The sequence below is a fragment of the Micavibrio aeruginosavorus genome (assembly GCF_051245535.1).
GTDB classification, from domain to species: Bacteria; Pseudomonadota; Alphaproteobacteria; order Micavibrionales; family Micavibrionaceae; genus Micavibrio; species Micavibrio aeruginosavorus_D.
On the sequence record NZ_CP195303.1, the window covers coordinates 1,754,295 to 1,780,820 of the forward strand.

A 26,526-nucleotide genomic window follows, 5' to 3' on the forward strand; every position below is an offset into this window, starting at 1 on the left:
TCCGATATCCAATATTAGAAACGATAGTGAGCGAAGGCTTTGTTTGCATCCGCCATTTTGTGGGTGTCTTCGCGTTTTTTCACCGCTGCACCACGTTCGTTCCAAGCCTCGATCATTTCGGCGGCCAGACGATCGGTCATGGTGTTTTCACCACGAGCGCGTGCATAGGAGATCAACCAGCGAATGGCCAGAGCCAACTGACGATCCGTACGAATTTCGCAAGGCACTTGGTACGTCGCACCACCAACACGGCGGGACTTCACTTCAACCTGCGGCTTTACTTTGTCCAGAGCGGTCTTGAAGAACGCAATGACTTCGTTGTCATTGGCCAGCTTCTGTTTTACGCGCACCTGATCCAGGGCACCGTAAACAATGCGCTCGGCAACGGATTTCTTACCATCTTCCATGACCATGTTGATGAACTTGGACAGGATGAGATCACCGAACTTCGGGTCCGGGAGGATTTCGCGTTTTTCTGCGGCGTGACGACGTGACATTCTATTTCAGCTCCTGAAAAATTATTTCGGACGTTTCGCGCCGTAGTGCGAACGGCTCTTCTTACGGTCTTTAACGCCCTGGGTATCCAGCGCACCACGGATGATGTGGTAACGAACACCCGGCAAGTCTTTCACACGACCGCCGCGCACCAGCACGACAGAGTGTTCTTGCAGGTTGTGACCTTCACCCATGATGTAAGCAATGACTTCGATCCCGGTGGTCAGGCGAACTTTAGCCACTTTACGCAAAGCGGAGTTCGGCTTCTTCGGGGTCGTCGTATAAACGCGCGTGCAAACGCCACGTTTTTGCGGATTGCCCTTCAGAGCCCGGTTTTTCTTCCGCACTACTACCTTTTCGCGCGGCTTACGGATCAATTGCTGTATGGTTGGCATGTTTAGCCCTTCAAAAATTGTATCGTTTGTTTTCCAGATGGTTGGCTTCAAAAACCAGCGCCCTTACGTTTTTGGAAGGTCACCCATGCCTGCGTCCCGGTGGTGGGCCGCTTTGCGGGTGCCTTATAAATCGTGGCGCGTCGCTTTTTATTCCTCTTTTTTCACCGAAACCGGCGAAAAAATCTGAGCTGCGTTTAACCCGCTTTCCATCGAAAAACCTAGGAAAACAGCGGCCTACAGCCAGCCCATCCGTATGCGAACGCGCGGAATATACATTCGGACCTAGGGACCGTCAAGCAATTGTTTACGAAATCCTCAAGATTTTTATGGTGCATCGGCGTTTTTTTACACAGCGAGTCATGACCCGCGCAAACCGAGTCATTTTGACCCATAAAAAAACGGCTCAAACGAGCCGTTTTTTGCTTCTCAATCGTCTTCCCCTGCCCCAATGCGCCGGGTTGACCCCGTGTCGCGTTTATTGCCTTTAGAAACCCGTTTGTACCCTGAACAACGCGCCGGAAGCGGTTGATCGTTGTTTTATTGTTGAAGCCAATCGTATGCCATAAGATTGTTTCGATGCAAGCATCCGCAGGGAAATTTTATTGCTTATTTATGGAATCGCCCCCTCCGGCCCGTCATCCCGGGTATTCCGAGAGGAATTATCTGGGATTTTTGCCGTGAAAGAGCCCGCGCAGCAAAAGGCAACATTACGGCCATAATCCCGGATAATCCCTTGCGGGATTTCCGGGATGACGGGGGATAGACAAAGAAAAACCCGCCCAAGGATCGCTCCCGGGCGGGTTTTAAACTTTTAAAAGCGGCGGAAATTAGCCGTTTGCAGCCTTGTCCATCCCGGTATCATCACCCATTCCCGGCATATCCGCATGGGCCAGAGCCTCTGCTTCTTGCTGGGCGGCGATGGCCAACTGGTCACGCTGGGCAGCCAGTTTCTTGACCTGGTTGATATAGGAACCGGTACCGGCCGGGATCAGACGCCCGACGATCACGTTTTCCTTCAACCCGTTCAGGGTGTCGACTTTGCCTTGCGTCGCCGCTTCGGTCAGCACGCGGGTCGTTTCTTGGAACGATGCCGCAGAGATGAACGATTTGGTTTGCAGAGAGGCCTTGGTGATACCCTGCAGGATCGGCTTACCCGTCGCCGGGATTTTTCCGGCTTCGATGTATTTCTGGTTGGTGACTTCGAATTCGTCACGGTCAACCTGTTCGCCAACCAAGAAGGTTGTATCGCCCGGGGTCAGGATCTCGGTTTTCTGCAGCATCTGGCGAACGATCACCTCGATGTGCTTGTCGTTGATCTTCACACCCTGCAGACGGTAAACGTCCTGAATTTCCTGGGTCAGGTAGTCGGACAGAGCCTCGACCCCCATAACATCCAGAATATCGTGCGGTACCATCGCCCCGTCCAGCAACGCATCACCGCGGCGGACGAAGTCACCTTCGTGCACAGCCAAGTGACGGCCTTTCGGGATCAGGTATTCGCGGGCTTCAGCCTGAGCATCCGCCGGCTTCACGATCAGACGACGTTTGGACTTGTAGTCCTTGCCGAATTCCACCTGACCGTCGATTTCGGAAATAATCGCGAAATCTTTCGGTTTGCGGGCTTCGAACAATTCGGCCACGCGTGGCAGACCACCGGTAATGTCCCGCGTTTTGGATGTTTCGCGCGGAATACGACCGATAATGTCACCCGCACTGACTTCCGCACCGTTTTCAACCGACAGAATGGTATCAACGGACAGGTAGTAGTTGGCCGGCAGACCGTTCGGCAGGGTAATAACTTTACCCTTGGCATCCAGCAGGGACACACGCGGTTTCAGCGTGCCGCCCTTCGGCTGGGAGCGCCAGTCGATCACGACTTTGGACGAAATACCGGTTGCCTCGTCGGTTTTCTCCGAGATAGACAGACCTTCGACCAGATCGTAGTAGTGCGCCACACCGTCCTTTTCCGTCAGGATTGGGATGGTGTACGGATCCCACTCGGCCAATTTCTGGGCCGGCTTCACCTTGTCACCTTCGCTCACCAGCAGACGGGAACCGTACGGCAGGCGTTGCGCCAGCTTTTCGTTACCCTTGGCATCGCGAACGACGATTTCGGTGTTACGACCCATAACAATGGTCACGTTTTCAGAGTTGGTCACAACGTTGTGGTGACGGATTTCAATCGTGCCTTCGACCGGAGCCTCGACAGATGATTTTTCCGCACCACGCTGGGCCGCACCACCAATGTGGAACGTACGCATGGTCAGCTGTGTACCCGGCTCGCCGATTGACTGTGCTGCCATAACGCCGACAGCTTCACCAACGTTCACCGGCGTACCACGGGCCAGATCGCGGCCATAGCACTTGCCGCAAACGCCGATCGCGCTTTCACAGGTCAGAACCGAACGGACCAGAACGCTGTCAACGCCAGCGGTTTCGACCATTTCAGCCTTCACTTCGTCGATCAGATCACCCTGCGCCACCAGCACTTCGCCAGACAGCGGGTTTTTCACATCGATGGCAGCCGTACGACCCAGAATACGCTCACCCAGGTTGACGATTACGTCCGCACCGCTCATCACAGCGCGCATCGTAACGCCTTTTTCCGTACCGCAATCATGCTGGGTAATAATGGCGTCTTGCGCCACATCAACCAGACGACGGGTCAGGTAACCGGAGTTAGCCGTTTTCAACGCCGTATCCGCCAGACCCTTACGGGCACCGTGGGTGGAGTTGAAGTATTCCAGAACCGACAGACCTTCCTTAAAGTTGGAGATAATCGGCGTCTCGATAATTTCGCCTGACGGCTTCGCCATCAGACCACGCATCCCGGCCAACTGACGGATCTGAGCTGCGGAACCCCGCGCGCCCGAGTGTGCCATCATGTAAACCGAGTTCATCGTGCCGTCGGCGTAGCTCGAGATGCCTTTCATCATGGCGTCAGCCACGTCGTCCGTGCATTTCGACCAGATGTCGACAACCTTGTTGTACTTTTCGCCTTTGGTGATCAGACCGTCTTGGTATTGACGTTCGAATTCCTTGACCTTGCCTTCGGCCTCTTTCACCAGTGCAACCTTGGCTTCCGGAATGATCATGTCATCCTTACCGAAGGAAATACCGGCTTGGCAGGCGTGGCGGAAGCCCAGCTTCATCATACGATCGCAGAATATCACTGCCTCTTTCTGGCCGCCATGGCGATACACCATGTCGATCAGGTTCGAGACTTCTTTCTTCGTCAGCGATTGGTTGATCAGGCTGAACGGCAGTTCCGGATTACGCGGGAACAGTTCCGAAATCATCATACGGCCCGGCGTAGAATCCACGATCAGCGTTACCGGCTGGTTGTTTTCATCAACCGTGTGGTAACGGCACTTGATCTTCGCATGCAGGGACAGGTGACCTTCCGCGATAGCGTGCTGGATTTCACCAACACCACGGAAAATCATGCCTTCGCCCTTTTGCTTGTCCAGTGCGATCGACAGATAATACAGACCCAGAACAATATCCTGCGACGGAACGATAATCGGTTTACCGTTGGCCGGGGACAGAATGTTGTTCGTCGACATCATCAGGCAGCGTGCTTCCAACTGCGATTCAATCGACAGCGGAACGTGAACGGCCATTTGGTCACCGTCGAAGTCAGCGTTGAACGCCGTGCAGACCAGCGGGTGCAGCTGAATCGCTTTACCTTCGATCAGGGTCGGTTCAAACGCCTGGATGCCCAGACGGTGCAGAGTCGGCGCACGGTTCAGCATGACCGGGTGTTCGCGGATAACCTCTTCCAGGATATCCCAAACTTCCGGACGCTCTTTTTCCACCATACGCTTGGCAGCCTTTACTGTCGTGGCCAGGCCATACAGTTCCAGCTTGTGATAAATGAACGGCTTGAACAGTTCGAGCGCCATTTTCTTCGGCAGACCGCACTGGTGCAGCTTCAGTTCCGGACCAACGGTAATAACCGAACGGCCAGAATAGTCGACGCGTTTACCCAGCAAGTTCTGACGGAAGCGACCTTGCTTCCCTTTCAGCATGTCGGACAGCGATTTCAGCGGACGCTTGTTTGCGCCGGTGATCACGCGGCCACGACGGCCGTTGTCGAACAACGCATCCACAGCTTCCTGCAACATACGCTTTTCGTTGCGGACGATAATGTCCGGCGCGCGCAGTTCGATCAGGCGTTTCAAGCGGTTGTTACGGTTGATCACGCGACGATACAGGTCGTTCAGGTCGGACGTTGCGAAACGGCCACCATCCAGCGGAACCAGCGGACGCAGTTCCGGCGGCAGAACCGGTACAACATCCAGGATCATCCATTCCGGACGGGTGCCGGATTCAATGAAGGATTCAACCAGTTTCAAACGCTTGACCAGTTTCTTGCGCTTGGCTTCGGAATTTGTGTCGCGCAGGTCTTCCTCGATCTTCACCTTTTCGGTTTCCAGATCGATTGCAGTCATCAGTTTTTTCAACGCTTCGGCGCCGATACCGGCTTCGAAGTTTTCGTCGCCATACTGATCCTGTGCGTCCATGAACTCTTCTTCCGTCAGCAACTGCAACGGCTTCAGAGGGGTCATGCCCGGCTCAAGAACAATGTACGATTCGAAATACAGAACCTTTTCCAGCTCTTTCAAAGTCATGTCCATCATCAAACCGATGCGGGACGGCAGGGATTTCAGGAACCAGATATGTGCAACCGGCGAGGCCAGTTGGATGTGGCCCATGCGCTCACGGCGAACTTTGGTCAGCGTGACTTCAACGCCGCACTTTTCGCAGATGATGCCTTTGAACTTCATGCGTTTGTATTTACCGCAAATGCACTCATAGTCCTTGATCGGACCAAAGATGCGGGCGCAGAACAAACCGTCTTTTTCCGGTTTGAATGTGCGGTAGTTGATGGTTTCCGGCTTCTTCACTTCGCCAAAGGACCAGGACAGGATCTGTTCCGGGCTGGCAATCGAAATCCGGATCGAGTCAAAAGACTGCGGTCCGGTCGGCTGGCCAAAGAGGTTCATCAGTTCGTTCATCGTTCACTCCCGTAAGGGCTAAAAAAAGCGTTCTATCTCTTCAAAAAACCCGGCCGCGGTTTACGCCGCGACCGGCTTGGCAATTAAGTGCCGCTGTTTTTCATGTCGACGTTCAGACCCAGAGCCTTCAATTCTTTCACAAGAACGTTGAAGGATTCCGGAATACCGATTTCGAAATTGTCTTCGCCGCGAACAATCGCTTCGTAGACTTTCGAACGGCCAGCCACGTCGTCCGACTTGACGGTCAGCATTTCCTGCAGCGTGTAAGCAGCGCCATACGCTTGCAGAGCCCAGACTTCCATCTCCCCGAAACGCTGGCCACCGAACTGGGCTTTACCGCCCAACGGCTGCTGCGTAACCAAGGAGTACGGACCAATGGACCGTGCGTGGATCTTGTCATCGACCAAGTGGTGCAGTTTCAGCATGTAGATGTAACCAACGGTCACGTTACGGTGGAAATATTCACCCGTACGGCCATCGATCAAACGCACCTGACCCGATGTGTTCAGACCGGCTTTGGTCAGCAACTGGTCAATGTCAGCCTCAACCGCGCCGTCGAAGACCGGCGTTGCCATCGGCACGCCACCACGCAGGTTGTTGGCCATTTCGACCAGATGCGTGTCGGTCAGCTTGGTGACTTTTTCGTCATATTCCTTGTCACCATAGACGCTGTGCAGACGCTCTTTCAGCTTCTTCATGTCGCCATCGGACGGAGCCTTGCGGTCCGCGAAGGAGTCAATCAGTTCACCAATCTGCTTGCCGAGGTTGGCCGACGCCCAGCCCAAGTGGGTTTCCAGGATCTGACCAACGTTCATACGGGACGGAACACCCAGCGGGTTCAGCACGATATCAACCGGCTGACCATCTTCGGTGTACGGCATGTCTTCGGCAGGAACGATGCGGGAAACCACACCTTTGTTCCCGTGACGACCGGCCATTTTGTCACCCGGCTGCATTTTACGCTTCACGGCGATGAAGACTTTAACCATCTTCATCACGCCCGGGGGCAGTTCGTCACCGCGTTGCAGTTTTTCAACTTTGGATTCGAAACGGGCCTTCAGATCATCGACAGCGTCGTCGAAGGTCTTCGACATGGCTTCGATTTCTTCCATGCGGGTTTCGTTTTCAACGCCAATTTGACGCCACAGGCCACGGCTGATGGACTCCAGATCGGATTGCTTGATCTTGGAACCTTTCGCCAGGTCCAGTTGCTTCGGCGCAGCGGCCAGAGACTGACCAACCAGCATTTCAGCAAGGCGAGCATAGAAGCCGCCTTCCAGAATGGAGCGTTCGTCATCACGGTCTTTGGCCAGTTGTTCGATTTCAGCCCGTTCGATCGACAGTGCGCGGGCATCTTTATCGACGCCGCGACGGTTGAACACGCGAACTTCAACGATCGTACCCGTTACGCCCGGCGGTACACGCAGGGAGGTATCTTTTACGTCAGCCGCTTTTTCACCGAAGATTGCGCGCAGCAATTTTTCTTCCGGGGTCATCGGTGATTCACCTTTCGGTGTCACTTTACCAACCAGAATGTCGCCCGCCTGAACTTCGGCACCGATGTGTACGATACCGGCTTCGTCCAGGTGTTTCAGCGCTTCTTCACCAACGTTCGGAATGTCGCGGGTGATTTCTTCGGTGCCCAGTTTCGTATCGCGGGCCATCACTTCGAATTCCTCGATGTGGATCGAGGTGAAGATGTCTTCGGCTACGATACGCTCGGACAGCAGGATGGAGTCTTCGAAGTTGTAACCATTCCACGGCATGAACGCGACCAGCACGTTGCGGCCCAGAGCCAGTTCACCGAACTGGGTCGACGGACCGTCAGCGATAATGTCGCCAGCCTTGATCTGATCACCCACCGTTACCAGCGGCTTCTGCGTAATGCAGGTCGACTGGTTGGAACGCTGGAACTTCGACAGTTTGTAGATGTCTACGGTCGGCTCGTCCGCACGGGTCATTTCCGTGGCACGGATAACGACGCGGGTTGCGTCAACCTGAACCACGATACCGGAACGGCGGGCGGTCACAGCAGCGCCGGAGTCACGCGCAACCGCGGCCTCCATACCCGTACCAACCAGCGGCGCATCAGAGCGCAGCAGCGGAACGGCCTGACGTTGCATGTTCGAACCCATCAAAGCGCGGTTCGCGTCGTCGTTTTCCAGGAACGGGATCAGCGCCGCAGCAACGGACACGATCTGTTTCGGGGACACGTCGATCATGCTGATCGTATCCGGGGTGGCCATCAAGTTTTCACCGGCCTGACGGCAGGAAACCAGATCATCCAGGAACTTGCCGTCTTTGCTCAGCGGTGTGCTCGCCTGCGCAATGGTGTATTTGGCTTCTTCCATGGCGGACATGTAGACAACTTCGTCCGTCACTTTGCCATCAACAACGCGGCGGTACGGAGATTCAATGAATCCGTACTGGTTCACGCGGGCGAATGTGGCCAGAGAGTTGATCAGACCGATGTTCGGACCTTCCGGTGTTTCAATCGGGCAGATACGGCCATAGTGGGTCGGGTGTACGTCACGCACTTCGAAACCAGCGCGTTCGCGGGTCAGACCACCGGGGCCCAACGCGGACAGACGGCGTTTGTGCGTAATTTCGGACAGCGGGTTGGTTTGGTCCATAAACTGGGACAACTGGCTGGAACCGAAGAATTCACGCACCGAAACCGCAACCGGCTTGGCGTTGATCAGGTCGTGCGGCATGTAGTTGTCGATATCGACGGACGACATACGCTCGCGGATTGCGCGTTCCATACGCAGCAAGCCAACGCGAACCTGGTTTTCCATCAATTCGCCAACGGAACGAACGCGACGGTTACCGAGGTTGTCGATATCGTCGATTTCGCCTGCGCCGTCCTTCAGACCATGCAGGTATTTCAGGATCGCCAGAATGTCTTCCTTGCGCAGGACGCGAACGGTGTCTTCCGCATCCAGATTCAGGCGCAGGTTCATTTTCACGCGACCAACAGCCGACAGATCATAACGCTCAGCGTCGAAGAACAGGCTGTCGAACAGGGCTTGGGCCGAATCAACTGTCGGCGGCTCACCCGGGCGCATAACGCGGTAAATGTCGATCAGCGCTTCCTCACGCGTATCGCACTTATCAACCAGCAGCGTGTTGCGGACATACGGGCCCACGTTCACGTGGTCGATGGCCAGAACCGGAATATCGGTCACGCCGGATTTGTCGAAGGCTTTCAGCTCTTCTTCCGTGATTTCGTGACCGGCTTCGAAGATCACCTGACCGGTTTTCGCATCAAAGATGTCTTCCGCCAGATATTGGCCGATCAGCTGGGCGTCTTCGACCAGCATGTCTTTCAGGCCTTTTTCTTCCAGTTGCTTGATCACGCGGGCGGTGATTTTCGTCCCGGCATCCAGAACCGATTTACCGGTTTTGGCGTCGATCAAATCGTGGTCCAGCTTGACGCCGCGCATACGGGCACCGTCAAACGCTGTTTTCCAGCCTTTTTTCTCTTTCGAGTACGTCACAACGCCGTAGAAGGTGCGCAGAATTTCTTCGTTGCCCATCCCTTGAACCATCAGCGAGTCAACCGGCTGATCGTTCTCTTCACACTTGGCGCGATAGGCCGCCGTCATGGAGGAGTCCAGCGCGCGCAGCAGCGTGGTCACCGGCAGCTTACGACGACGGTCGATACGAACGTACATCAGGTCTTTCGCATCGAATTCAAAGTCCAGCCAAGAACCGCGATACGGGATCACACGGGCAGAGAACAGATATTTACCGGACGCGTGGGTCTTGCCACCATCGTGGTCAAAGAACACACCCGGGGACCGGTGCATCTGGGAAACGATAACCCGTTCGGTGCCGTTCACGATGAACGTCCCGTTTTTGGTCATCAGCGGCATGTCCACCATGTAGACATCTTGTTCTTTAATGTCGCGGATGGAGCGCAGGCCCGTGGTTTCATCAATATCGAATACGGACAGGCGCAGCGTCACGCGCAGCGGAGCGGCATAGGTCATGCCGCGCTGTTGGCATTCGTCGGTGTCGTATTTCGGCTCTTCCAGCTCATAACGCACATAGTCGATCTCGGCCTTGTCCGCGAAGTCTTTAATCGGGAACACGGTGGAGAACACTTCCTGCAGGCCTTGCATGCGGCGGTCTTCCGGCTGCACGTCAGCTTGCAGAAACGCCTCATAGGACTGGCGCTGAATTTCGATCAGGTTCGGCATGGCCGCAACTTCGCGGATTTTCGCGAAAGAACGACGAATACGCTTCCGGCCCGTGAAGCTGTCAACAGCATCCGCCGGGCGGGTGATCACCACAGGCGGGCGATAGAGTGATGGGGGTTTGGACGGCGCAGTCGTTGCGGCTTTCTTGGTCGTGCTTTTGGCTTTAGCAGCCATAACTTTTTTCGGGGAATTTTTTTCGGAATTGGTGTTTTCAGCAGTCATTGTGCTTTCCTTCGCCCATCAGTTTGCCCGCGGATGGCCTGATTCACCCGCTGACGTCATTGTCCAAAACGTGCCCAAAAGGACATCACCGCCATCAGCCTTCCCATGCGCCCGGAAGGTTGAAGCGGTTGAAAAGATTATATTTTTACCTGGCTCGTGTCAGTGCGTTCACGCTGGCCCCGGGTTAAAAATGCCCCAAAAACAAGGGACTGTGGGCGGATATATGGAGGATGGCGGGGTCCAAGTCAAGCGGTTTTTCCACAGAAACCCGCCCCGAGGCTCCCAGGAGCGAAGAAACCATTATGAAAAAATTTGCCCGCATGCTATGAGGCAAAAAATTTTAGATGCTCCTTTCAGGAACAGGGACTTTACAGATTATGAAATTTCGCAGCCCATGGATCAGCCTCCGCAGCAAATGGCACGATGTGGCCTATACCATCGCCAGCCCGATGGGCCGCGCCGAAATCTGTCTGGCCGACGCGGTGAAGGCCTTGGTGCAATTTGAAGCCGAAGACACGCAGGACGCCCTGATCGACATCACCCAAAACTACCTGACCATTGAAAAAAGCACGCCGGATCAAGCGTTTGGCCTGACCGAGGCCATGATGAATCTGTGCGAAACCTATGGCAATTTGTTTGGGAAATGCAAGGAATATCAACTCCTTAGCACTCTGCGCGACCATTCCCCGGACCAAGTGTCGCGCCTGTGGCTGCAAATCAATTCCCGCATGACCCAAGTGGACCGCGAAGCCCGTCAGGAACGCCGCGACAGCAAAACCGATGACCCGGTTTTGTTCAGCGCCTGGATCGAAACCATGACCCAGATTCAGGACATTATGCGGGATCAGGGCATGAAGGGCCTGTTCGCCGATTTCAACCCACCCCAGATGAAGGGCATCCCCACCGCCGCCAGCCTGCCCGGCCGGATGAGCCCGAAGGATGTCGCCATCTTCTGCATGCGCTACCGCTTCTTCGCCGGCCCGCAAGCCGATTTGCCGAACACACCGTATTTGTAAGACCCCAGATTTGTAAGATCCCAGCGCCCAGCCCGGACAAACCCGGCAATCCCCCTGCTTGCCTAAACCCGTCGGCGCTCCTATGGTGCGCATTCGGTTTATACGCCGGTACAGGATTGAAGGAGCCTCAATCAACCATGCAGCTTTCGCCACGTCAGCGTTTTGGCTTTTACCGCCATTTAATCAAGACCCTGCACAAAGACGACCATCTGGTTTTACAAAATTTGTTGCAGCCTTACATCCCCGATGACGCCATCGTCTTTGATGTCGGTGGCCACGCCGGACAATTTGCCAAATTATTCGCGCGCCTGTGTCCCCGGGGTCGGGTTTATACCTTTGAACCCTCGCCCTATGCCCGCAGCATTTTGCAGATCATGGCCGGGGTCAAATTCATCGATAACCTGTACATCATCCCCTTTGGCCTGTCCGATAAACCCGGCACAGCCACCATTCACACGCCGTTGAAAAAAGGGCGCAGCATGGGATTCGGATTGGCCTTCATCGGCAACGCTGATGAATGTGCGCACAAAACGATGCAGCACGATATTGTCCTGTCCACCATGGATACAATCGGCGATGCGCTGAGCCTGTCCCGTCTGGATTTTATCAAGGCGGATATTGAAGGGTGCGAGATGCTGATGCTGACCGGCGGGGCCCGAACCATTGAAAAGTTCAAACCCGTTGTGATGTTGGAAATTTCCGATGCGCATTTAAAGCGCAACAATCATTGTGCGAACGACGTGTTCCAATTCTTCGCCACGCGCGGTTATGCGCAGCCCTTGCAAATCTGCGAAACAACCGGCACGACACAACCCTTCACATTGAACGGCGACGTCACCATTAACGGCGACTTCCTGTTCATTCCAAACTAACGCGCACCCCATAGAAAAACCCCCCGTCCTTGCGGATCGGGGGGTTTTCTATTCAGCAGTGAACTGAAATTATTTCAGTTCTACCTTGCCACCAGCAGCTTCGATCTTTTTCTTGATCTCTTCTGCGTCAGCCTTAGCAGCGCCTTCTTTCAGCGGCTTCGGTGCACCTTCAACCAGGTCTTTTGCTTCTTTCAGACCCAGGCCGGTGATGGCGCGGACTTCTTTAATCACGTTGATTTTGTTTGCGCCTGCATCGGTCAGAACAACATCAAAGCTGTCCTTCTCTTCAACCGGAGCAGCACCAGCGCCAGCAGCGGCAACCGGAGCAGCGGCAGAAACGCCCCACTTTTCTTCCAGCATTTTCGCCAGATCGGCTGCTTCCAGCACGGTCAAAGCGGACAGGTCGTCTACGAGTTTCTCAAGATTAGCAGCCATTTTCGTTCTCCTATAAAAAAGCTGATGTAATTTTCAGTATTAGGCTTGGTCTTTGGTTGCGTATGCGTTGGTCACGCGAGCCAATTGAGCGCCCGGTGCCTGCAACAGGCCAACCAGTTTGCCACGCAGACCGTCCAGAGACGGCAGGGTAGCCAGGTACTTGATCTTCGCCAGATCCATCACGCCGTCCGTGGTTGCGCCACCAACGATTTCCAATTTACCATTGGTTTCTTTGGCAAACGCGTGAGCAACACGAGCTGCTACGACTGGGTCTTGCGAAATAACGATGCCGATCGGGCCGCTCAGATACGTGGCCAGACCTTCAAATTTCGTGCCAGCCAAGGCACGTTTCGCCAGTGAGTTCTTGACGATCTTTACGCTGCCGCCTTCGTCACGCAGGCTTTTGCGGAATCGACGATCCTGCTCTGCTGTGACGCCGTTGTTGCGGGTCAAGATCATCAACTTGGCATCTTCAATACGCAGTTTCGTGTCCGTAACGATCTGCGCTTTTTCGATCATTTGTGCTTTTTGGGCATGATCCATGGGTGTTCTCCCGGGTTAAAAACAATAAAGGGATGCACCGCATCCGATACATCCCGCCAAAACTTTGATAATGGAAAACCAAAAAGACGCATAATGCCGGAAACATCCGACCTTATGCAGCGTCTTGAAATTCCCATCTATGCTGGATTTACAATGGGTTAACCCCAGAAACCGGCAGTCTTGGACAGGTGGGATATGTCGCCATACCCCGTATGCCGGGCGGTTATAGGGGAAAAACTGTCCCTCCGTCAAGCGCTTTCATACGAAAAATCTTGACCGCGCACCCCCGGACATTATAGAAAACCACTCACAACGGCAACCTTCAATCCTTAAGGATAAAACGGCCATGACAATTTCGGCTCAAGCCCAAGAATGCACCTATTCCATCGAAGCCCTGACACTGGCTTTCACGACCGCGCAGAAGACCAAGCCGACCGGCACCGAACAATTTGTTCTGGGCTGGCTGAAGGCACAGGACCAAAGCGGCGCCATGCTGATCAAAACCCAGGGCGCGCTGAAACTGGAAGCCAATCACACGCTCTACGCAAAAATCCACGCGGGCCAAGCCCGTCCGGCATAAGGGCTGAAGCCAAGACCCCATAAAGAACAAGGGCGCACCCGGATGGTTGCGCCCCTTTTCTTTGGCCGAAGCCCCGGATGCCTTAAACTGGATCCTTTAAACCGGGCGGGGACCATTGCGGCTATACGGCTCAGACAATGTCTTCCACCCCAGCGCCTTCGCCGTTTGGGCCAAGCTGTAAATCTCGACCAGAATGTCATCGGATGAGGCACGCATAAAATCCTGACGCAGGCGGATCATCTGGGACAAGGTTTGATCCAGCGGACTGGCGGAACGATCCAGCGTATGCAGATCCGCATCATCAAACGCCTCGGCCGCCGCATTGGCCATGACATTGTTGCCACCGGGACAAATTTTACCGTTCCAGATGCTGATGCCCGCGCTATAGATCCGTTGTGAGGCCTCGGCCGCAGCGGCATGGAGATCTTTGTAAGATGCTTTTTTAAATCCGTACATGGGTATCACTCCTTGGTTTGTTTTGACGCCAGATAAAGAAGAAGCCCCGCCTCAGTGTTTTTCTGGGGCGGGGCTTCTCGAAGACTATCTCATCGCTTAAGCGGCTTTGCTTGCGGAGGTTTCCGCGGCAACGCTGCTCAGATCGATTTTCATGCCCGGGCCCATCGTCGTGGACAAGGTCACTTTCTTCATGTAGTTGCCGCGTGCGCCAGCCGGCTTCGCGCGTTGGATCGCGGTGATGAACGCTTTCACGTTATCAACCAGCTTGCCATCAGCGAAGGATGCTTTGCCAACACCAGCCTGAACGATACCTTCTTTGTTCGCACGGAACTCGATGGAACCACCCTTTGCGGCTTCAATTGCTTTCGCAACATCCATCGTTACGGTGCCCAGTTTCGGGTTCGGCATCAGGCCTTTCGGACCCAGAACGCGGGCCATACGACCCATCAGGCCCATCATGTCCGGCGTTGCGATACAACGGTCGAAGTTGATGTTGCCAGCCAGAACCTGTTCAACCAGGTCCTCTGCACCAACGATGTCGGCACCGGCTTTTTTCGCTTCTTCGGCTTTTGCGTCTTTAGCGAAAACAGCAACGCGAACTTTCGCGCCTGTACCGTGCGGCAGTTCAACCATGCCACGGACCATTTGGTCAGCGTGACGCGGGTCAATGCCCAGGTTCAGAGCGATTTCGAACGTTTCGTCGAACTTGCGTGCTTTGGCAGCGGTTTGCAGAATCTTCACGGCGTCTTCAACCGTGTAGGATTTCGTGCGATCGAACAGAGCCAGAGCGGCTTTCATTTTCTTGCTCATGGTCATTATCCTCCCACCACTTCAACGCCCATGGAACGGGCAGAGCCTTCAACCATGCGCATCGCGCCTTCGATATCCTTGGCGTTCAGGTCAACCATTTTCAGTTCGGCAATTTCTTTCACCTGTTTACGGGTGACTTTGCCAACGGTCGGACCTTTGCCCACGGTACCGGAACCCGCTTTAATGCCAGCGGCCTTCTTGATCAAGAAGGTCATCGGCGGGGTTTTGGTGATGAAGGTAAAGGAGCGGTCTTGATACACCGTGATTACAACCGGAATGGGCATGCCCTTTTCCAGCTTTTCTGTCTTGGCGTTGAACGCCTTACAGAATTCCATGATGTTTACACCATGTTGCCCCAGAGCCGGACCGATCGGCGGCGATGGGTTAGCGGAGCCAGCCGCCACCTGTAGCTTAATATAGCCAGTAATCTGCTTTGCCATTGTTTTCCTCCGTTTTTCAAAAGCAAACGGGTCCGTGGTACGGCTCGGTGGATGGTCTTAAAAGCCCACCGAAAACAACCTCCCACGATCCACCCTTTGACCCGCAAGACGGACCAAAGGACGGCGCACCATAGGGATTCCCCCTTATGAAATCAAGCAAAAAGAGCGTGAATTACTTCACCAAACGCATGCCGGAACGCACCCGGGCGCGGTCTGCATCCGCCGGATTTGAGGGCGCAGGCGCGGTCCAATCCCGCCCCTTGAGCGATTCAAGGCTATCCAATTGATTTTCAATGATTTTAACGATTTTTTGATCCGCCGCCGCATCGGAATGCGCCAGATGAAGCGCCACCGCCCGGGCCAGATCCTCGCCCAGCGTCACGATGCCCTTTGACCCGTCATCCCGGGCGTCATCGCCGCACAGGCTGATGGTCCAGCGGTTCTGATCCGGGTGATAGCCACGAAACCCGGCCACGACCGGGGCCTTCAACGCCTGAATCTGGGCACAGATGTCCCGGACACGGGCAAATTCGAGGGAAAGGGGGTTCGGCATAACGCTTCCTGTTCTTTTGACTGCTTTTTTAAGAGCCTAGCATCGGCATCCCATCGACGCAAAGACAAAGAAAAACACCCCGTCCAGATGGAGCGGGGTGTTTTTGAAAATCCTTCGACGCCCAAAAATCAGGCGATTTTTTCCACCTGCGTGAATTCCAATTCCACCGGGGTCGCGCGACCGAAGATGGACACGGATACTTTCAGGCGGCCTTTTTCTTCGTCGATGTCTTCGACAACACCGTTGAAGGACGCGAACGGGCCTTCGGCCACTTTCACTTCTTCGCCGATATCGAACATCACGCTCGGGCGCGGACGCTCAACACCCTCTTGGATTTGTTTCAGCAGGCGCTCGGCCTCTTTCTCGCTGATCGGGGACGGACGGTTGCCAGCACCCAGGAAGCCCGTCACCTTCGGCGTATCTTTTACCAAGTGCCAGACTTCGTCGCTCATATCCAGCTTCGCCAGAACATAGCCCGGGAAGAATTTGCGCTCGGCGTTGACCTTCTGGCCACGGCGCATTTCCATGACTTCCTCGGTCGGAACCATGATCTGTTCAACGCGATCTTCCAGACCGTGTTTCTTTGCCTTTTCCATCAGGGCTTCGGCAACCTTGCTCTCAAAACCGGAATAGACGTGCAACACATACCAACGTTTTGCCATTTCAATCTCTCTTCGTTTTTGCTGTTCGTTTAAATCTGTTTCAAAACTGTAAGACGATCCGCCCCACTAACCGCCGAGGCCGATGATAAATTGCACCAGAAAGGCAATGATCTGGTCGGCGGTAAACAGGAAGATGGCCGCAATCGTCACCATGATAAACACGGCGATCGTGCTGACCGTCGTTTCCTTGCGGGTCGGCCAGGTGACCTTTTTCATTTCGGCCTTTACCTGACGGAAATAAGGTACTGGATTTAGTTTTGCCATTTCAATCAATCCTTTATGCGCAGTTTAACGCGGGTCTTTTCCACCACAGGTTCGTATCGCGGCGAGGCCGTTTTTCGAAGAACCAGATTGTCGGGGAAATAAGATAGGGATTTTTAGCCTAACCGGGGCCGAATTGCCAGTGAAAAATAGCGGGCCAAAAGCCCCTTCTCACTTTTCTCTGTTATTCATAAACAGATCAAGGCATAAAACGGACCCTATACCTGCATGGATTGAGGCGAAATCCCGCGATGGGCTTTTTGATTGGCAATATCGACATTCCGGACCCCGTGTTTCTGGCGCCCATGTCCGGCATCAGCGACCTGCCCTTTCGTCGGTTGGTGAAACGCCACGGGGCGGGACTGGTCTTTTCGGAAATGATCGCCAGCCGCGCGACATTGCAGGAAGAAACCAGCTCCCTGCGCATCAACGCCGATAATTACGCCGAAGAATTTCCCATGGCCGTGCAATTGGCCGGATGCGAACCCGACATCATGGCCGAGGCCGCCAAAATCAATGTCGGGCGCGGTGCCGCCATTATCGACATCAATTTCGGATGCCCGGTGAAAAAGATCGTCAAAAAATTCGCGGGCTCGGCCCTGATGAAGGACGAACCGCTGGCCTGCGCCATTATGGAGGCCACGGTGAAGGCCGTGAATGTGCCCGTCACCGTCAAAATGCGGTTGGGATGGGATGATGACAACCTCAACGCCCCCACCCTCGCCAAAATGGCCGAAGATGTTGGCGTGCAGATGATTACCGTGCATGGCCGCACGCGGTGCCAGATGTATAAAGGCGAAGCGAATTGGGACGCCGTGCGCGCGGTCAAAGACGCCGTAAAAATTCCGGTGGTCATCAACGGCGATATCCTGACCCCGGAAGATGCGGAGGCCGCCCTGAAAGCCTCCGGCGCGGACGGCGTGATGATCGGGCGCGGCAGTTGCGGCAAACCGTGGGTGTTAAAACAGACGATGGATTACCTGCGCACCGGCACCGCCAGCGCCCCACCGCCCGAGGCCGAACGCCTGCACATTATTCAGGATCATTACGACGCCATCATTGATTATTACGGCGAATTCAAAGGCGTCGCCATCGCCCGCAAACATTTGTCATGGTATTGCACCGACATGCCGGGCGCGTCCGAATTCCGCGACCGTATCAACAAGGAAAAAGACCCACACATCGTCCGCCGGATGGTGGATGAGCAGTTCAGCTAAATTGTTGGAAAAATGGCAGGGGCAGAAGGGCTCGAACCCTCGACCTACGGTTTTGGAGACCGTCGCTCTACCAACTGAGCTATACCCCTATACCAATCTGGGCCCTTTTTAATCATATCCGGGCCGGGATTTCCAGTGAAAATTATACACCACCGGCCCCCAACCCCGCAAAAACCCAAAACAAAACCCCCGGGCACTGCCGGGGGTTTTGATAAAGCATGGGATGAAGCTTAGATATTGTACTTCATCTGATCGCCGATTTTCAGGCCACGGTCGGCGGCGCTGGTCGGCATTGCAACCGTCGCGCCTACTTTGCCTTCCGGGTCAACGGAATGGACCGTGATCGGATGGCCCCACAGGCTGTACAGATGTTTCAGCACAGCCTTGGTGTTTTCTTCGTGCAGCGGGCGGTATTTGAAGATTTTGTGCTGCAGGGTCAGGCTGCGGTCACCGCGGTAGTTGTAGCCCGCAACTTCCAGCGCCGGCTCACGTTCGGCCAGGCGGTATTGCGCGGCCAGACGTTCGGCAATCACCTTATATCCATCACGGTTTTGAACCGCGTCAACAACCAGAAACTCTTCCAGTTCATCGTCATGGATGTTGAACATGCCCATATCGCGGATCACTTTCGGCGACAGGAATTGTTCAATAAAGCTTTCGTCCTTGAAATTCTGCATCGCCCATTTCAGGGTCGGCAGCCATTCCTTGCCGGCGATGTCCGGGAAATATTCGCGGTCTTCGTCCGTCGGATTTTCGCACATGCGCTTGATATCCTGATAGATCGCAAAGCCCAGCGCATAGGGATTCCAGCCGCTGTAATACGGGCTGTCAAATTCCGGCTGGAACAGAACGCCACAATGCGACTGAACGAATTCCATCGCCATGCCGTCATCAATCAGGTCCATTTCATGCAGATCATTCATGAGGGTGTAGTGCCAGAAGCTGGCCCAGCCCTCGTTCATCACCTGCGTCTGGCGCTGCGGGTAGAAATATTGCGACAGGTCACTGACCCGGCGCAGCAAATCACGCTGCCATTCCTGCAAATGCGGGGCGTAGGCCGCCACATAGCGCAGCAGGTTTTCTTCCAGATCGGCGGGGAACATTTGTTTTTCGCCGTTGTCGTTGGCGGCCTTTTTGAACGCTTCGCGGAAAACCGGGCTGTCCATCAACGGGTTGACGTTTTGCTGGCGGATTTCTTCCAGTTGCGCGCGGCGGGCCGCTTCTTCTTGCGGGCTACGCTGCTGCGGCTTGTTATAGCGGTTTACGCCATAATTTTGCAGCGCGTGCGCGGCATCCAGAACCTTCTCAACCTCTTCCTGACCATATTTATCTTCATAGCGCAAAACGGCTTCGCCCATGGCGGCCTGGTCCGCCAGAATGTCGCGCGGTTTTGTAAACTGCTTGAACATATGGTTGCCCTTGAAGAAGGAATTGTGGCCATAGCTGGCGTGCGCAATCACCAGCATCTGCATGGTTTTGGTGTTGCTGTCCATGCAATAGGCAATCGCCGGATCCGTGTTAATGACGATTTCATAGGCCAGACCGGAACGACCCTGACTATAGGACTTCCCTTCCTGTTCGCGCTGCATCCCGAAAGACCAGTGTGCATAGCTTTCCGGCAAGCCAACAGAGGCGTACAGATCCAGCATCTGGTCCGCGGAAATAATTTCAATTCTGTTTTTATAGGTGTCCAGACCGTATTTATCATGGGCCAGAATGGAAATCACCTTGTCCGCCAGCGCGATCCAACTGCGCGGAATGTCTTTATCCTCCGCTCCCGGAACCAGCAGCAGCTTGTGGTCGAAATCGCTGGCCTTTTTAAAGACATCGCGGCCATCGACATAGTTGCTCAGCAGATCCTCGATCTTCTCGCGGGCGGTCAGTACCTGTTCTGTTTCTTTTTTTGCTTTTGCCATCTTTTAACTCTTTTATCGTGCAGCGTTTTTAACGTTCAGCCGAATTGGCAATTAAATCATATCCAACGATGCCGGGCGCAAATTCGCGCTGACATTCGTTCCGGCACTGCGGCGTTGGAAAAATTCACGGAAGATCGGGAAAATTTCCTGACGGTTCCGGATTTGCCCCATCCAGAATTGATCCGGGTGCTTGGCCTGAATGTCCGCATACATGTGCCACAGATTTTGGTGCTCACGCGGCGTAATTTCCGTGTAGAAATAAGCCTGCATGTCCTGCAGCAAATCTTCGATCAACGGTTTGCACGCGCGGGTATCATCGGCCCAGTTATCACCGTCCGAGGCTTGCGCCGCATAGATGTTCCAGTTGCCATCGCCATAACGCTCGTCGATGATCTGACGCGTTAATTGCAACGCCGAAGACACGGTCGTGCCGCCGCTTTCGCGACCATAGAAGAATTCTTTCTCGTCCACTTCCTTCGCTTCGGTGTGGTGGCGCACGAAAACGATGTCCGTTTTCAGATAGTGACGCTTCAAGAACCGGTAGAGCAGGAAGTAGAAAATCTTCGCCTGATCCTTGTGCTCCTGAGTCATGGAACCGGACACGTCCATAATGCAAATCATCACGGCCTTGGAATTGGGCAGCGGTTTCTTTGTATCAAAACGGTATTTCAGGTCGGTGGATTCATTCCAGGCAGCCGCGTTTTTCAGGCCCGGTCCCATTTTTTTAATCTCGGCATCGATCTCAACCATGCGCTTGGCATCATTCGGTTGAACCGCCGCGCCAAATTCAGCGCTCAGCTTCACGATCTGCCCCTTGATCCCGCGAATACGCTGGGCCATCGGCATTTCGGTCGGCTTAACAATCTTAACCCGGGCCGGATCGGCCGGAGGCACGTAATCCGGCGCATAGGCGCGGAGAATTTCGCGCTTTTCCTGCAACAGGGCCAGCGTTTTACGGTTGCTGTTCGCGCTCATCCCCATGACGCGGCCCAGTTTTTCCGACTTGGAACGCGCCAGATCCAGCTTGCTGTGCGGACCGGAGGACACGATACCGGCGCGCTGACGTTTATATTTCGTCAGGTCGGCTTCGCGTTTTTCTTCCAGGTTCGGCAATTCCAGATCGTCGAACAGATATTTCAAAAATTCTTCTTCGGACAGATGGAAGGTGAAGTCATCCTCGCCCTCACCACCGTTGCCAGCATCGCCGCCGCCACCGCCACCACCGCCGCCATTCGGACGACGGAAATGTTCGCCACCGACGAACTCTTTGTTACCCGGGTGCACGATATCGTTGATACCGCCTTGACCATGGCTGATGTGCGGCTGTTTCAAATCGCGTTTTGGAATGCTGACATCCGTGCCACCGGCACCAATGTCGGTCACATTGCCATCGCTGATCGCGCGATCGACAGCTTTTTTGATGTAGCCCTTGTAACGCTCACGAAAACGGCGGCGGCTGGCGGTTATTTGCCCGCCGGACTGACCACGACGGTCGATGATCTCGCTCACAGCTCTTCTCCCTGAAGAATTTTTTTATTGTTTACGCTATGCAACGCGGTTTAGGCCTCAAAAGCAAGCTTTTTCACGGCGTTCCATCGGAATGGACACAGCGCGGAATACCCTCCCGTATGGGTTCGTATTCCGCGCTGCGCCAGATTCGGACTTAAGATCAGGTCGTAGAGTTAACCCAATGTCGGCTTGCTCTTGCGCACGCGGGAATACCATTCGGTCAGAACGCGTGTCTGTGCCGGGGTATAACCTTTATCGTCCATGCGCTTCACAAACTCTTCGTGACGCTCTTGCGCTTTCTTATCCGCTTTTGCGGTGTAAGAGATCACCGGAAGAATTTCTTCCATGGTCGTGAACATGCCTTTTTCGATCACGTTGGCCAACGGCTTGTACGATGTCCAGGACGGGTTTTTGCCACCATTGTTGGCGCGCGCCCGCAGAACATAGTTCACAACTTCGTTACGGAAGTCTTTGCCGTTCATGATACCAGCCGGTTTCTCGAACTTTTGCAGCTCTTCTTCCAGATCCGCGCGGGACAAGGTCAGGTTTGTGTCCGGATCGCGGTAGTCTTGATCCTGGATCCAGTGATCTGCGTACAGCACATACTGGTCAAACTTGTTCTGACCGAAATCCTTGTAGCTTTCGACATAGGCGGTGCTGATCTCTTTGCCAACGAATTCAACATATTTCGGCAGCAGATGTTCCTTGATCAGGTTGATGCGGCTTGCAGCAACTTCACCAGCCAACTGTTCTTTCTTGATACGATCTTCCAGAACATTCATCAGGCGGATCGGATCGGCGCTGATCTCATCGTTTGCTTCGTTAAAGACTTTGGACAGGGTTTTGAACGCCCAACGGGTATCCGAACCATCCATGCCTTCTTCGATACCGGCTTCATCGCGATAATCCGTGAACGGCTTAGCTTTTTTGTCCGTCTCTTTCAGGTTTTCACCGTTATAGACACGCATCTTTGCATAAACGGTCGAATGCGCCGTTTCTTTCAAACGGGTCATAACGGACCATTCGGCCAGCATTTCCAACGTACCCGGCGCAATCGGAGCCTTGGCCAGCGCGCTGCCGTTCAGCAGTTTCTGGTAAATCTTCAGCTCTTCGTCAACGCGCAGCGTGTACGGTACGCGCACCAGATAGGTACGGGCCAGGAACGCTTCGTTTTCTTTGTTGTTACGGAACTTCGTCCATTCGGATTCGTTCGAGTGGGCCAGAATGATGCCGTTGAACGGGATCATACCGATGTTTTCCGGGCTGGAGAAGTTGCCTTCCTGCGTTGCGGTCAGCAACGGGTGCAGCGTCTTGATCGGCGCCTTGAACATCTCAACGAATTCCATGATACCGCGGTTACCTGTGCACAGGCCGCCGGAATATGCGAAGGAACGCTGATCTTTCTGGGAGTACATTTCCAGTTTACGAACATCGGTTTTACCAACCAATGCGGAAATGTCCTGCGTGTTTTCGTCAGCCGGTTCAGTTTTGGAGATACCAACCTGATCCAGTTTGGACGGCCAACGCTTGACCACCATGAATTTGGAGCGATCGCCCTCGAATTCTTTCAGCTTCTGCACAGCCCACGGGGACATAATGCCCTTCATGTAGCGGCGCTCGATGCCATAGGTGCTTTCCATGGCTTCGGCCAAGGAACGACCACCAACGCGTTGGCTCGGATCGAACAGACCCAGCGGATCTTCGTTCACCGGGGAGTATTCCAGCTTCATTTTCGGCACACGCTGGCCATTAACTTCGACATCTTCATATACCGGCTCGCCAGCTTCATCCAGCTCCGGAACTTCAACAGCCAGTGTGTAGAACGGCTCTTGCTCCATCAGCTCTTTCAGGCGCTCGGCCAAAGAGGATTTCGCGCTACCAACAGGGCCCAGCAGATAAAGGATCTGTTTGCTTTCTTCCAGACCTTGAGCGGCGGCTTTCAGGAATTTCGTGATCTCACCGATCGTTTCTTCCATGCCGAAGAAGTCGGAAAACGCCGGATAAACGTTCAGAACTTTGTTGCTGAAAATACGGGACAGTTTCGGGTCCGTGCTGGTGTCCAGCTTCGTCGGCTCGCCAATGGCCTTCAACAGGCGCTCATGAGCGTTGGCGTAAGCCCATTTATCTTGTTTGCAAAGGTCGAGATAGGCGCTCAGCGAAATCGGAGCGTCCTGCTGCTTGTTGACATAATCGTCTTGGAGTTGCCCCAAGATCCCAATGGATTCGTTACTCGACATAGCATTCTCCCTGCTTCTGGTCGTTTTTTAAATTCGCTCTTCTTTGCATAAGCGTCATTTACCTAATTTCATTACAAAGAACGTGTCAACAAGAAATTGTTCAGAAATTATTAACCACTCACTACATTCGTTTTTGCGGCGCGGGCATAAAAACAGAATCGGCGGAAATGCTGGACCCGGAAAAATGAATAAAAAAATCCCCTCCGTTTCCGCGAAGGGGATTTTTAATTGTTTGATCCGTGGATCGTGAAAAATTACTTCACAATCTTGCCAACAACGCCAGCACCGACGGTGCGGCCGCCTTCGCGGATAGCGAAGCGCAGACCTTCGTTCATCGCGATCGGGCAGATCAGTTCGACTTCGAAGTTTACGTTATCGCCAGGCATAACCATTTCCGTTCCAGCCGGCAGCGTTACGATGCCCGTAACGTCCGTCGTGCGGAAGTAGAACTGCGGACGGTAGTTCGTGAAGAACGGCGTGTGGCGGCCACCTTCGTCTTTCGACAGAATGTACGCTTCAGCCGTGAAGTTCGTGTGCGGGGTAATCGAACCCGGCGCGCACAGAACTTGACCACGCTCAACGTCTTCACGTTTCGTACCACGCAGCAGAGCGCCGATGTTGTCACCAGCTTCACCGCTGTCCAGCAGTTTGCGGAACATTTCAACGCCCGTTACGGTCGTTTTTTGCGTCGGGCGAATACCAACGATTTCGATCTCTTCGCCAACTTTCACGATACCCTGTTCAACACGGCCCGTTACAACGGTACCACGGCCAGAGATCGAGAATACGTCTTCAACCGGCATCAGGAACGGCTTGTCTTTCGGACGGGCCGGGGTCGGGATGAACGCGTCAACCGCTTCCATCAGAGCCTGAATCGATTTCTCACCAATTTCCGGATCGCGTTTTTCCAGAGCGGCCAGAGCGGAGCCCTTTACCACCGGAATGTCGTCGCCCGGGAATTCGTATTTGGACAACAGTTCACGGATTTCCATTTCAACCAGGTCCAGCAGTTCAGCATCGTCAACCTGGTCTACTTTGTTCATGTAAACAACCAGGGACGGAACGCCAACCTGACGCGCCAGCAGGATGTGTTCGCGCGTCTGCGGCATCGGGCCGTCAGCAGCGGAGCAAACCAGAATAGCACCGTCCATCTGTGCCGCACCCGTGATCATGTTCTTCACATAGTCAGCGTGGCCCGGGCAGTCAACGTGCGCATAGTGGCGGTTGGCTGTTTCATATTCAACGTGCGACGTGGAAATCGTGATACCACGGGCTTTCTCTTCAGGAGCTTTGTCAATCTGGTCATACGCCAGTGCTTCCTTCGAGAATTGTTGCGTGATCGCGGCCGTCAACGTCGTCTTACCATGGTCAACGTGACCAATCGTGCCGATGTTTACGTGCGGCTTATTCCGCTCAAACTTACCCTTTGCCATTTCTAGTCTCTCCTAAGTTTTTGGAAATGTTAAAATAGCGCGGCACCCTATCGACATTGGCGGAAACGGACGCCTCCAGCGCATTAGGTTGAGGGTTTAGGAAAGTTGGCGCGCTGTGTCAACTGGTTTTAACGGCGGGATTTTTCATGGTTTTTCACCACGGGGAAAACCGGCAAAAAGAATGCAGCAGATTGCGTCCGCAATGCGCCCTATAATTTTTCATAATCGAAATTAAACGAAACTCTTCAGCGCGATCAGCACGGCGGCACACGCCACCACACCCAGCCCGGACCAGATATCGCCGTTATTTTTGCGCCCCACGGCGGCATAAACGGCCAGAATAATGACCGCATCCAGCAATTTCACCGCCGGAACATAGGCCGGGTTATCCGCCGCATAATAGGCATAGAGGCTGAGCAGCACCGTCGCCGCCATGACCATGCCAATCAGCAGCCCGCCGCGGATCGTCGCCGGTGCAAAAAACGTCGCGGGCGAGATCGGGCGACGGATCATCCCATAGGTGCCGAGCAGCGTAATCATCATCAAACCTTCAACGAAAACATAGGCATAGGGCCCCTGTTCGATCGCCGCATTCTGGGTCGTCAGCTTGGCCAGCAACGGCCCAATCGACGCCGCAAACAACACGAACCAGACCGTCCGCAACGCCCCCATCGACACCGGGCATTTGCGCAGATTGCTGGCGCAAAAGACCCATACGGCCATCACCGCCCCGATCCCCGCAAAGACCCACGGTGACCCGAGATATTTGTGCAGCAGATCCGGGTCAATCACGAACCAGAGCAGAAAGCTGATCAGGATAGATGACGGCAGAACGCGGCTGACCGCCCCGGCCCCGGCCTTCGGAATACCGCGGAAAAACACCACGTCACTGATGGACCACAGCACCGCGCCCAGCCCCAAAAACAAGTAAAACAGCGGTTGCGTCGGCAAGCCATTGATCAGCACGAAGGGCAGTGTGACGCACACACACGCCACCTTGCACCAGATGGCCAGCGCATAGCCCTCGACCCGCAGCCGTTCCTGCAACAGCATTAAAACAGCCGACAAAATTGCTGCAGCGCACCCAAAAAGAGCCCATGCGGGCAGCAGAAGAGGAAAAGCCATAACGCGCCCAATCGCCCATTAAAAGATCTTTAATAACAAGGCCCTATACAAGACACCCCGGCCCCCGGAAACCGATAATAAAAACCGCGGGCGGGTCCATCTAAACACATGTTTCAGAGAAGA

General features: G+C 54.3%; 21 protein-coding genes and 1 tRNA gene. 4 read left to right on the top strand and 18 right to left on the bottom strand.

All coding sequences use genetic code 11. The annotated features are described in order from the left end of the window. Positions 1–14 precede the first annotated feature (14 nt). The 4 genes from rpsG to rpoB form a co-directional block, all read right to left on the bottom strand. Positions 15–497 carry a 30S ribosomal protein S7 gene (rpsG, locus tag ACSC94_RS08535; protein WP_435640417.1) on the bottom strand — a complete coding sequence of 161 codons (483 nt, stop codon included), beginning with the start codon at positions 495–497 and terminating at the stop codon, positions 15–17. A gap of 21 nt (positions 498–518) precedes the next feature. Continuing rightward, complete coding sequence (gene rpsL / locus ACSC94_RS08540; RefSeq protein WP_041794054.1) at positions 519–890, bottom strand: 30S ribosomal protein S12; 372 nt, start codon at positions 888–890, stop codon at positions 519–521. Positions 891–1,717: 827 nt separating this feature from the next. Beyond that, entirely contained in the window at positions 1,718–5,911 is a 4,194-nt protein-coding gene (gene rpoC, locus ACSC94_RS08545) for a DNA-directed RNA polymerase subunit beta' (protein ID WP_435640418.1), read from the bottom strand. Between the two features lie 83 nt (positions 5,912–5,994). Further along, the gene (gene rpoB, locus ACSC94_RS08550; protein ID WP_435640419.1) at positions 5,995–10,338 is read right to left on the bottom strand and encodes a DNA-directed RNA polymerase subunit beta; all 4,344 of its coding nucleotides are present in this window, start codon (positions 10,336–10,338) and stop codon (positions 5,995–5,997) included. A 377-nt stretch (positions 10,339–10,715) separates the two neighbouring features. Between rpoB and ACSC94_RS08555 the strand changes: the two genes are divergently transcribed. Together ACSC94_RS08555 and ACSC94_RS08560 are read left to right on the top strand one after the other, a co-directional pair. Beyond that, a complete protein-coding gene (locus ACSC94_RS08555) occupies positions 10,716–11,354 on the top strand; it encodes a hypothetical protein (protein ID WP_435640420.1) in 639 nt (212 codons plus the stop codon). A gap of 137 nt (positions 11,355–11,491) precedes the next feature. Beyond that, complete coding sequence (locus ACSC94_RS08560; RefSeq protein ID WP_435640421.1) at positions 11,492–12,226, top strand: FkbM family methyltransferase; 735 nt, start codon at positions 11,492–11,494, stop codon at positions 12,224–12,226. A gap of 69 nt (positions 12,227–12,295) precedes the next feature. On the opposite strand, the gene rplL is transcribed toward ACSC94_RS08560, so the two are convergent. Next, positions 12,296–12,661 carry a 50S ribosomal protein L7/L12 gene (gene rplL, locus ACSC94_RS08565; protein WP_435640422.1) on the bottom strand — a complete coding sequence of 122 codons (366 nt, stop codon included), beginning with the start codon at positions 12,659–12,661 and terminating at the stop codon, positions 12,296–12,298. 39 nt (positions 12,662–12,700) lie between these two features. Beyond that, complete coding sequence (gene rplJ, locus ACSC94_RS08570; RefSeq protein ID WP_435640423.1) at positions 12,701–13,204, bottom strand: 50S ribosomal protein L10; 504 nt, start codon at positions 13,202–13,204, stop codon at positions 12,701–12,703. 346 nt (positions 13,205–13,550) lie between these two features. Between rplJ and ACSC94_RS08575 the strand changes: the two genes are divergently transcribed. After that, on the top strand, positions 13,551–13,784 hold the full coding sequence (locus ACSC94_RS08575) for a hypothetical protein (RefSeq protein ID WP_435640424.1): 234 nt from the start codon (positions 13,551–13,553) through the stop codon (positions 13,782–13,784). 96 nt (positions 13,785–13,880) lie between these two features. Here the strand turns inward: ACSC94_RS08575 and ACSC94_RS08580 are convergent, their stop codons facing one another. The 6 genes from ACSC94_RS08580 to secE all read right to left on the bottom strand — a co-directional run bounded on the left by ACSC94_RS08580 (position 13,881) and on the right by secE (position 16,969). Next, complete coding sequence (locus tag ACSC94_RS08580) at positions 13,881–14,240, bottom strand: hypothetical protein (RefSeq protein ID WP_435640425.1); 360 nt, start codon at positions 14,238–14,240, stop codon at positions 13,881–13,883. A gap of 96 nt (positions 14,241–14,336) precedes the next feature. Further along, positions 14,337–15,056: a 50S ribosomal protein L1 gene (gene rplA, locus ACSC94_RS08585; RefSeq protein ID WP_435640426.1), complete on the bottom strand. Its 720-nt coding sequence runs from the start codon at positions 15,054–15,056 to the stop codon at positions 14,337–14,339. Then, positions 15,056–15,490, bottom strand: a complete 435-nt coding sequence (gene rplK / locus ACSC94_RS08590; RefSeq protein WP_435640427.1) for a 50S ribosomal protein L11 — start codon at positions 15,488–15,490, stop codon at positions 15,056–15,058. The genes rplA and rplK overlap by 1 nt, the downstream gene beginning before the upstream one ends. A 172-nt stretch (positions 15,491–15,662) precedes the next feature. Continuing rightward, the gene (locus ACSC94_RS08595; RefSeq protein ID WP_435640428.1) at positions 15,663–16,043 is read right to left on the bottom strand and encodes a hypothetical protein; all 381 of its coding nucleotides are present in this window, start codon (positions 16,041–16,043) and stop codon (positions 15,663–15,665) included. A gap of 128 nt (positions 16,044–16,171) precedes the next feature. Further along, positions 16,172–16,705: a transcription termination/antitermination protein NusG gene (gene nusG, locus ACSC94_RS08600; protein WP_435640429.1), complete on the bottom strand. Its 534-nt coding sequence runs from the start codon at positions 16,703–16,705 to the stop codon at positions 16,172–16,174. A 66-nt stretch (positions 16,706–16,771) separates the two neighbouring features. Beyond that, a complete protein-coding gene (gene secE, locus ACSC94_RS08605) occupies positions 16,772–16,969 on the bottom strand; it encodes a preprotein translocase subunit SecE (RefSeq protein ID WP_435640430.1) in 198 nt (65 codons plus the stop codon). Between the two features lie 248 nt (positions 16,970–17,217). Between secE and dusB the strand changes: the two genes are divergently transcribed. Beyond that, complete coding sequence (dusB, locus tag ACSC94_RS08610; protein WP_435640431.1) at positions 17,218–18,183, top strand: tRNA dihydrouridine synthase DusB; 966 nt, start codon at positions 17,218–17,220, stop codon at positions 18,181–18,183. A gap of 13 nt (positions 18,184–18,196) precedes the next feature. On the opposite strand, the gene ACSC94_RS08615 is transcribed toward dusB, so the two are convergent. From ACSC94_RS08615 to ACSC94_RS08640, 6 genes are all read right to left on the bottom strand, one after another. After that, a tRNA-Trp gene (locus ACSC94_RS08615) sits at positions 18,197–18,272 on the bottom strand. Positions 18,273–18,413: 141 nt separating this feature from the next. Beyond that, positions 18,414–20,099, bottom strand: coding sequence for a SpoVR family protein (locus ACSC94_RS08620; RefSeq protein ID WP_435640432.1), 1,686 nt, complete (start codon positions 20,097–20,099; stop codon positions 18,414–18,416). A 51-nt stretch (positions 20,100–20,150) separates the two neighbouring features. Further along, complete coding sequence (locus ACSC94_RS08625) at positions 20,151–21,608, bottom strand: YeaH/YhbH family protein (protein WP_435640433.1); 1,458 nt, start codon at positions 21,606–21,608, stop codon at positions 20,151–20,153. A 173-nt stretch (positions 21,609–21,781) separates the two neighbouring features. Then, a complete protein-coding gene (locus ACSC94_RS08630; RefSeq protein ID WP_435640434.1) occupies positions 21,782–23,845 on the bottom strand; it encodes a PrkA family serine protein kinase in 2,064 nt (687 codons plus the stop codon). Positions 23,846–24,099: 254 nt separating this feature from the next. After that, the gene (gene tuf, locus ACSC94_RS08635; protein ID WP_435640435.1) at positions 24,100–25,278 is read right to left on the bottom strand and encodes an elongation factor Tu; all 1,179 of its coding nucleotides are present in this window, start codon (positions 25,276–25,278) and stop codon (positions 24,100–24,102) included. A gap of 231 nt (positions 25,279–25,509) precedes the next feature. After that, positions 25,510–26,403, bottom strand: coding sequence for a hypothetical protein (locus tag ACSC94_RS08640; protein ID WP_435640436.1), 894 nt, complete (start codon positions 26,401–26,403; stop codon positions 25,510–25,512). Between the last annotated feature and the right edge of the window lie 123 nt (positions 26,404–26,526).

What these genes read in the sequence shown, in the direction of transcription:
- rpsG (WP_435640417.1), bottom strand. Translation starts at nt 497, where the DNA reads ATGTCACGTCGTCACGCCGCAGAAAAACGCGAAATCCTCCCGGACCCG.
- rpsL (WP_041794054.1), bottom strand. Translation starts at nt 890, where the DNA reads ATGCCAACCATACAGCAATTGATCCGTAAGCCGCGCGAAAAGGTAGTA.
- rpoC (WP_435640418.1), bottom strand. Translation starts at nt 5,911, where the DNA reads ATGAACGAACTGATGAACCTCTTTGGCCAGCCGACCGGACCGCAGTCT.
- rpoB (WP_435640419.1), bottom strand. Translation starts at nt 10,338, where the DNA reads ATGACTGCTGAAAACACCAATTCCGAAAAAAATTCCCCGAAAAAAGTT.
- ACSC94_RS08555 (WP_435640420.1), top strand. Translation starts at nt 10,716, where the DNA reads ATGAAATTTCGCAGCCCATGGATCAGCCTCCGCAGCAAATGGCACGAT.
- ACSC94_RS08560 (WP_435640421.1), top strand. Translation starts at nt 11,492, where the DNA reads ATGCAGCTTTCGCCACGTCAGCGTTTTGGCTTTTACCGCCATTTAATC.
- rplL (WP_435640422.1), bottom strand. Translation starts at nt 12,661, where the DNA reads ATGGCTGCTAATCTTGAGAAACTCGTAGACGACCTGTCCGCTTTGACC.
- rplJ (WP_435640423.1), bottom strand. Translation starts at nt 13,204, where the DNA reads ATGGATCATGCCCAAAAAGCACAAATGATCGAAAAAGCGCAGATCGTT.
- ACSC94_RS08575 (WP_435640424.1), top strand. Translation starts at nt 13,551, where the DNA reads ATGACAATTTCGGCTCAAGCCCAAGAATGCACCTATTCCATCGAAGCC.
- ACSC94_RS08580 (WP_435640425.1), bottom strand. Translation starts at nt 14,240, where the DNA reads ATGTACGGATTTAAAAAAGCATCTTACAAAGATCTCCATGCCGCTGCG.
- rplA (WP_435640426.1), bottom strand. Translation starts at nt 15,056, where the DNA reads ATGACCATGAGCAAGAAAATGAAAGCCGCTCTGGCTCTGTTCGATCGC.
- rplK (WP_435640427.1), bottom strand. Translation starts at nt 15,490, where the DNA reads ATGGCAAAGCAGATTACTGGCTATATTAAGCTACAGGTGGCGGCTGGC.
- ACSC94_RS08595 (WP_435640428.1), bottom strand. Translation starts at nt 16,043, where the DNA reads ATGCCGAACCCCCTTTCCCTCGAATTTGCCCGTGTCCGGGACATCTGT.
- nusG (WP_435640429.1), bottom strand. Translation starts at nt 16,705, where the DNA reads ATGGCAAAACGTTGGTATGTGTTGCACGTCTATTCCGGTTTTGAGAGC.
- secE (WP_435640430.1), bottom strand. Translation starts at nt 16,969, where the DNA reads ATGGCAAAACTAAATCCAGTACCTTATTTCCGTCAGGTAAAGGCCGAA.
- dusB (WP_435640431.1), top strand. Translation starts at nt 17,218, where the DNA reads ATGGGCTTTTTGATTGGCAATATCGACATTCCGGACCCCGTGTTTCTG.
- ACSC94_RS08620 (WP_435640432.1), bottom strand. Translation starts at nt 20,099, where the DNA reads ATGGCAAAAGCAAAAAAAGAAACAGAACAGGTACTGACCGCCCGCGAG.
- ACSC94_RS08630 (WP_435640434.1), bottom strand. Translation starts at nt 23,845, where the DNA reads ATGTCGAGTAACGAATCCATTGGGATCTTGGGGCAACTCCAAGACGAT.
- tuf (WP_435640435.1), bottom strand. Translation starts at nt 25,278, where the DNA reads ATGGCAAAGGGTAAGTTTGAGCGGAATAAGCCGCACGTAAACATCGGC.
- ACSC94_RS08640 (WP_435640436.1), bottom strand. Translation starts at nt 26,403, where the DNA reads ATGGCTTTTCCTCTTCTGCTGCCCGCATGGGCTCTTTTTGGGTGCGCT.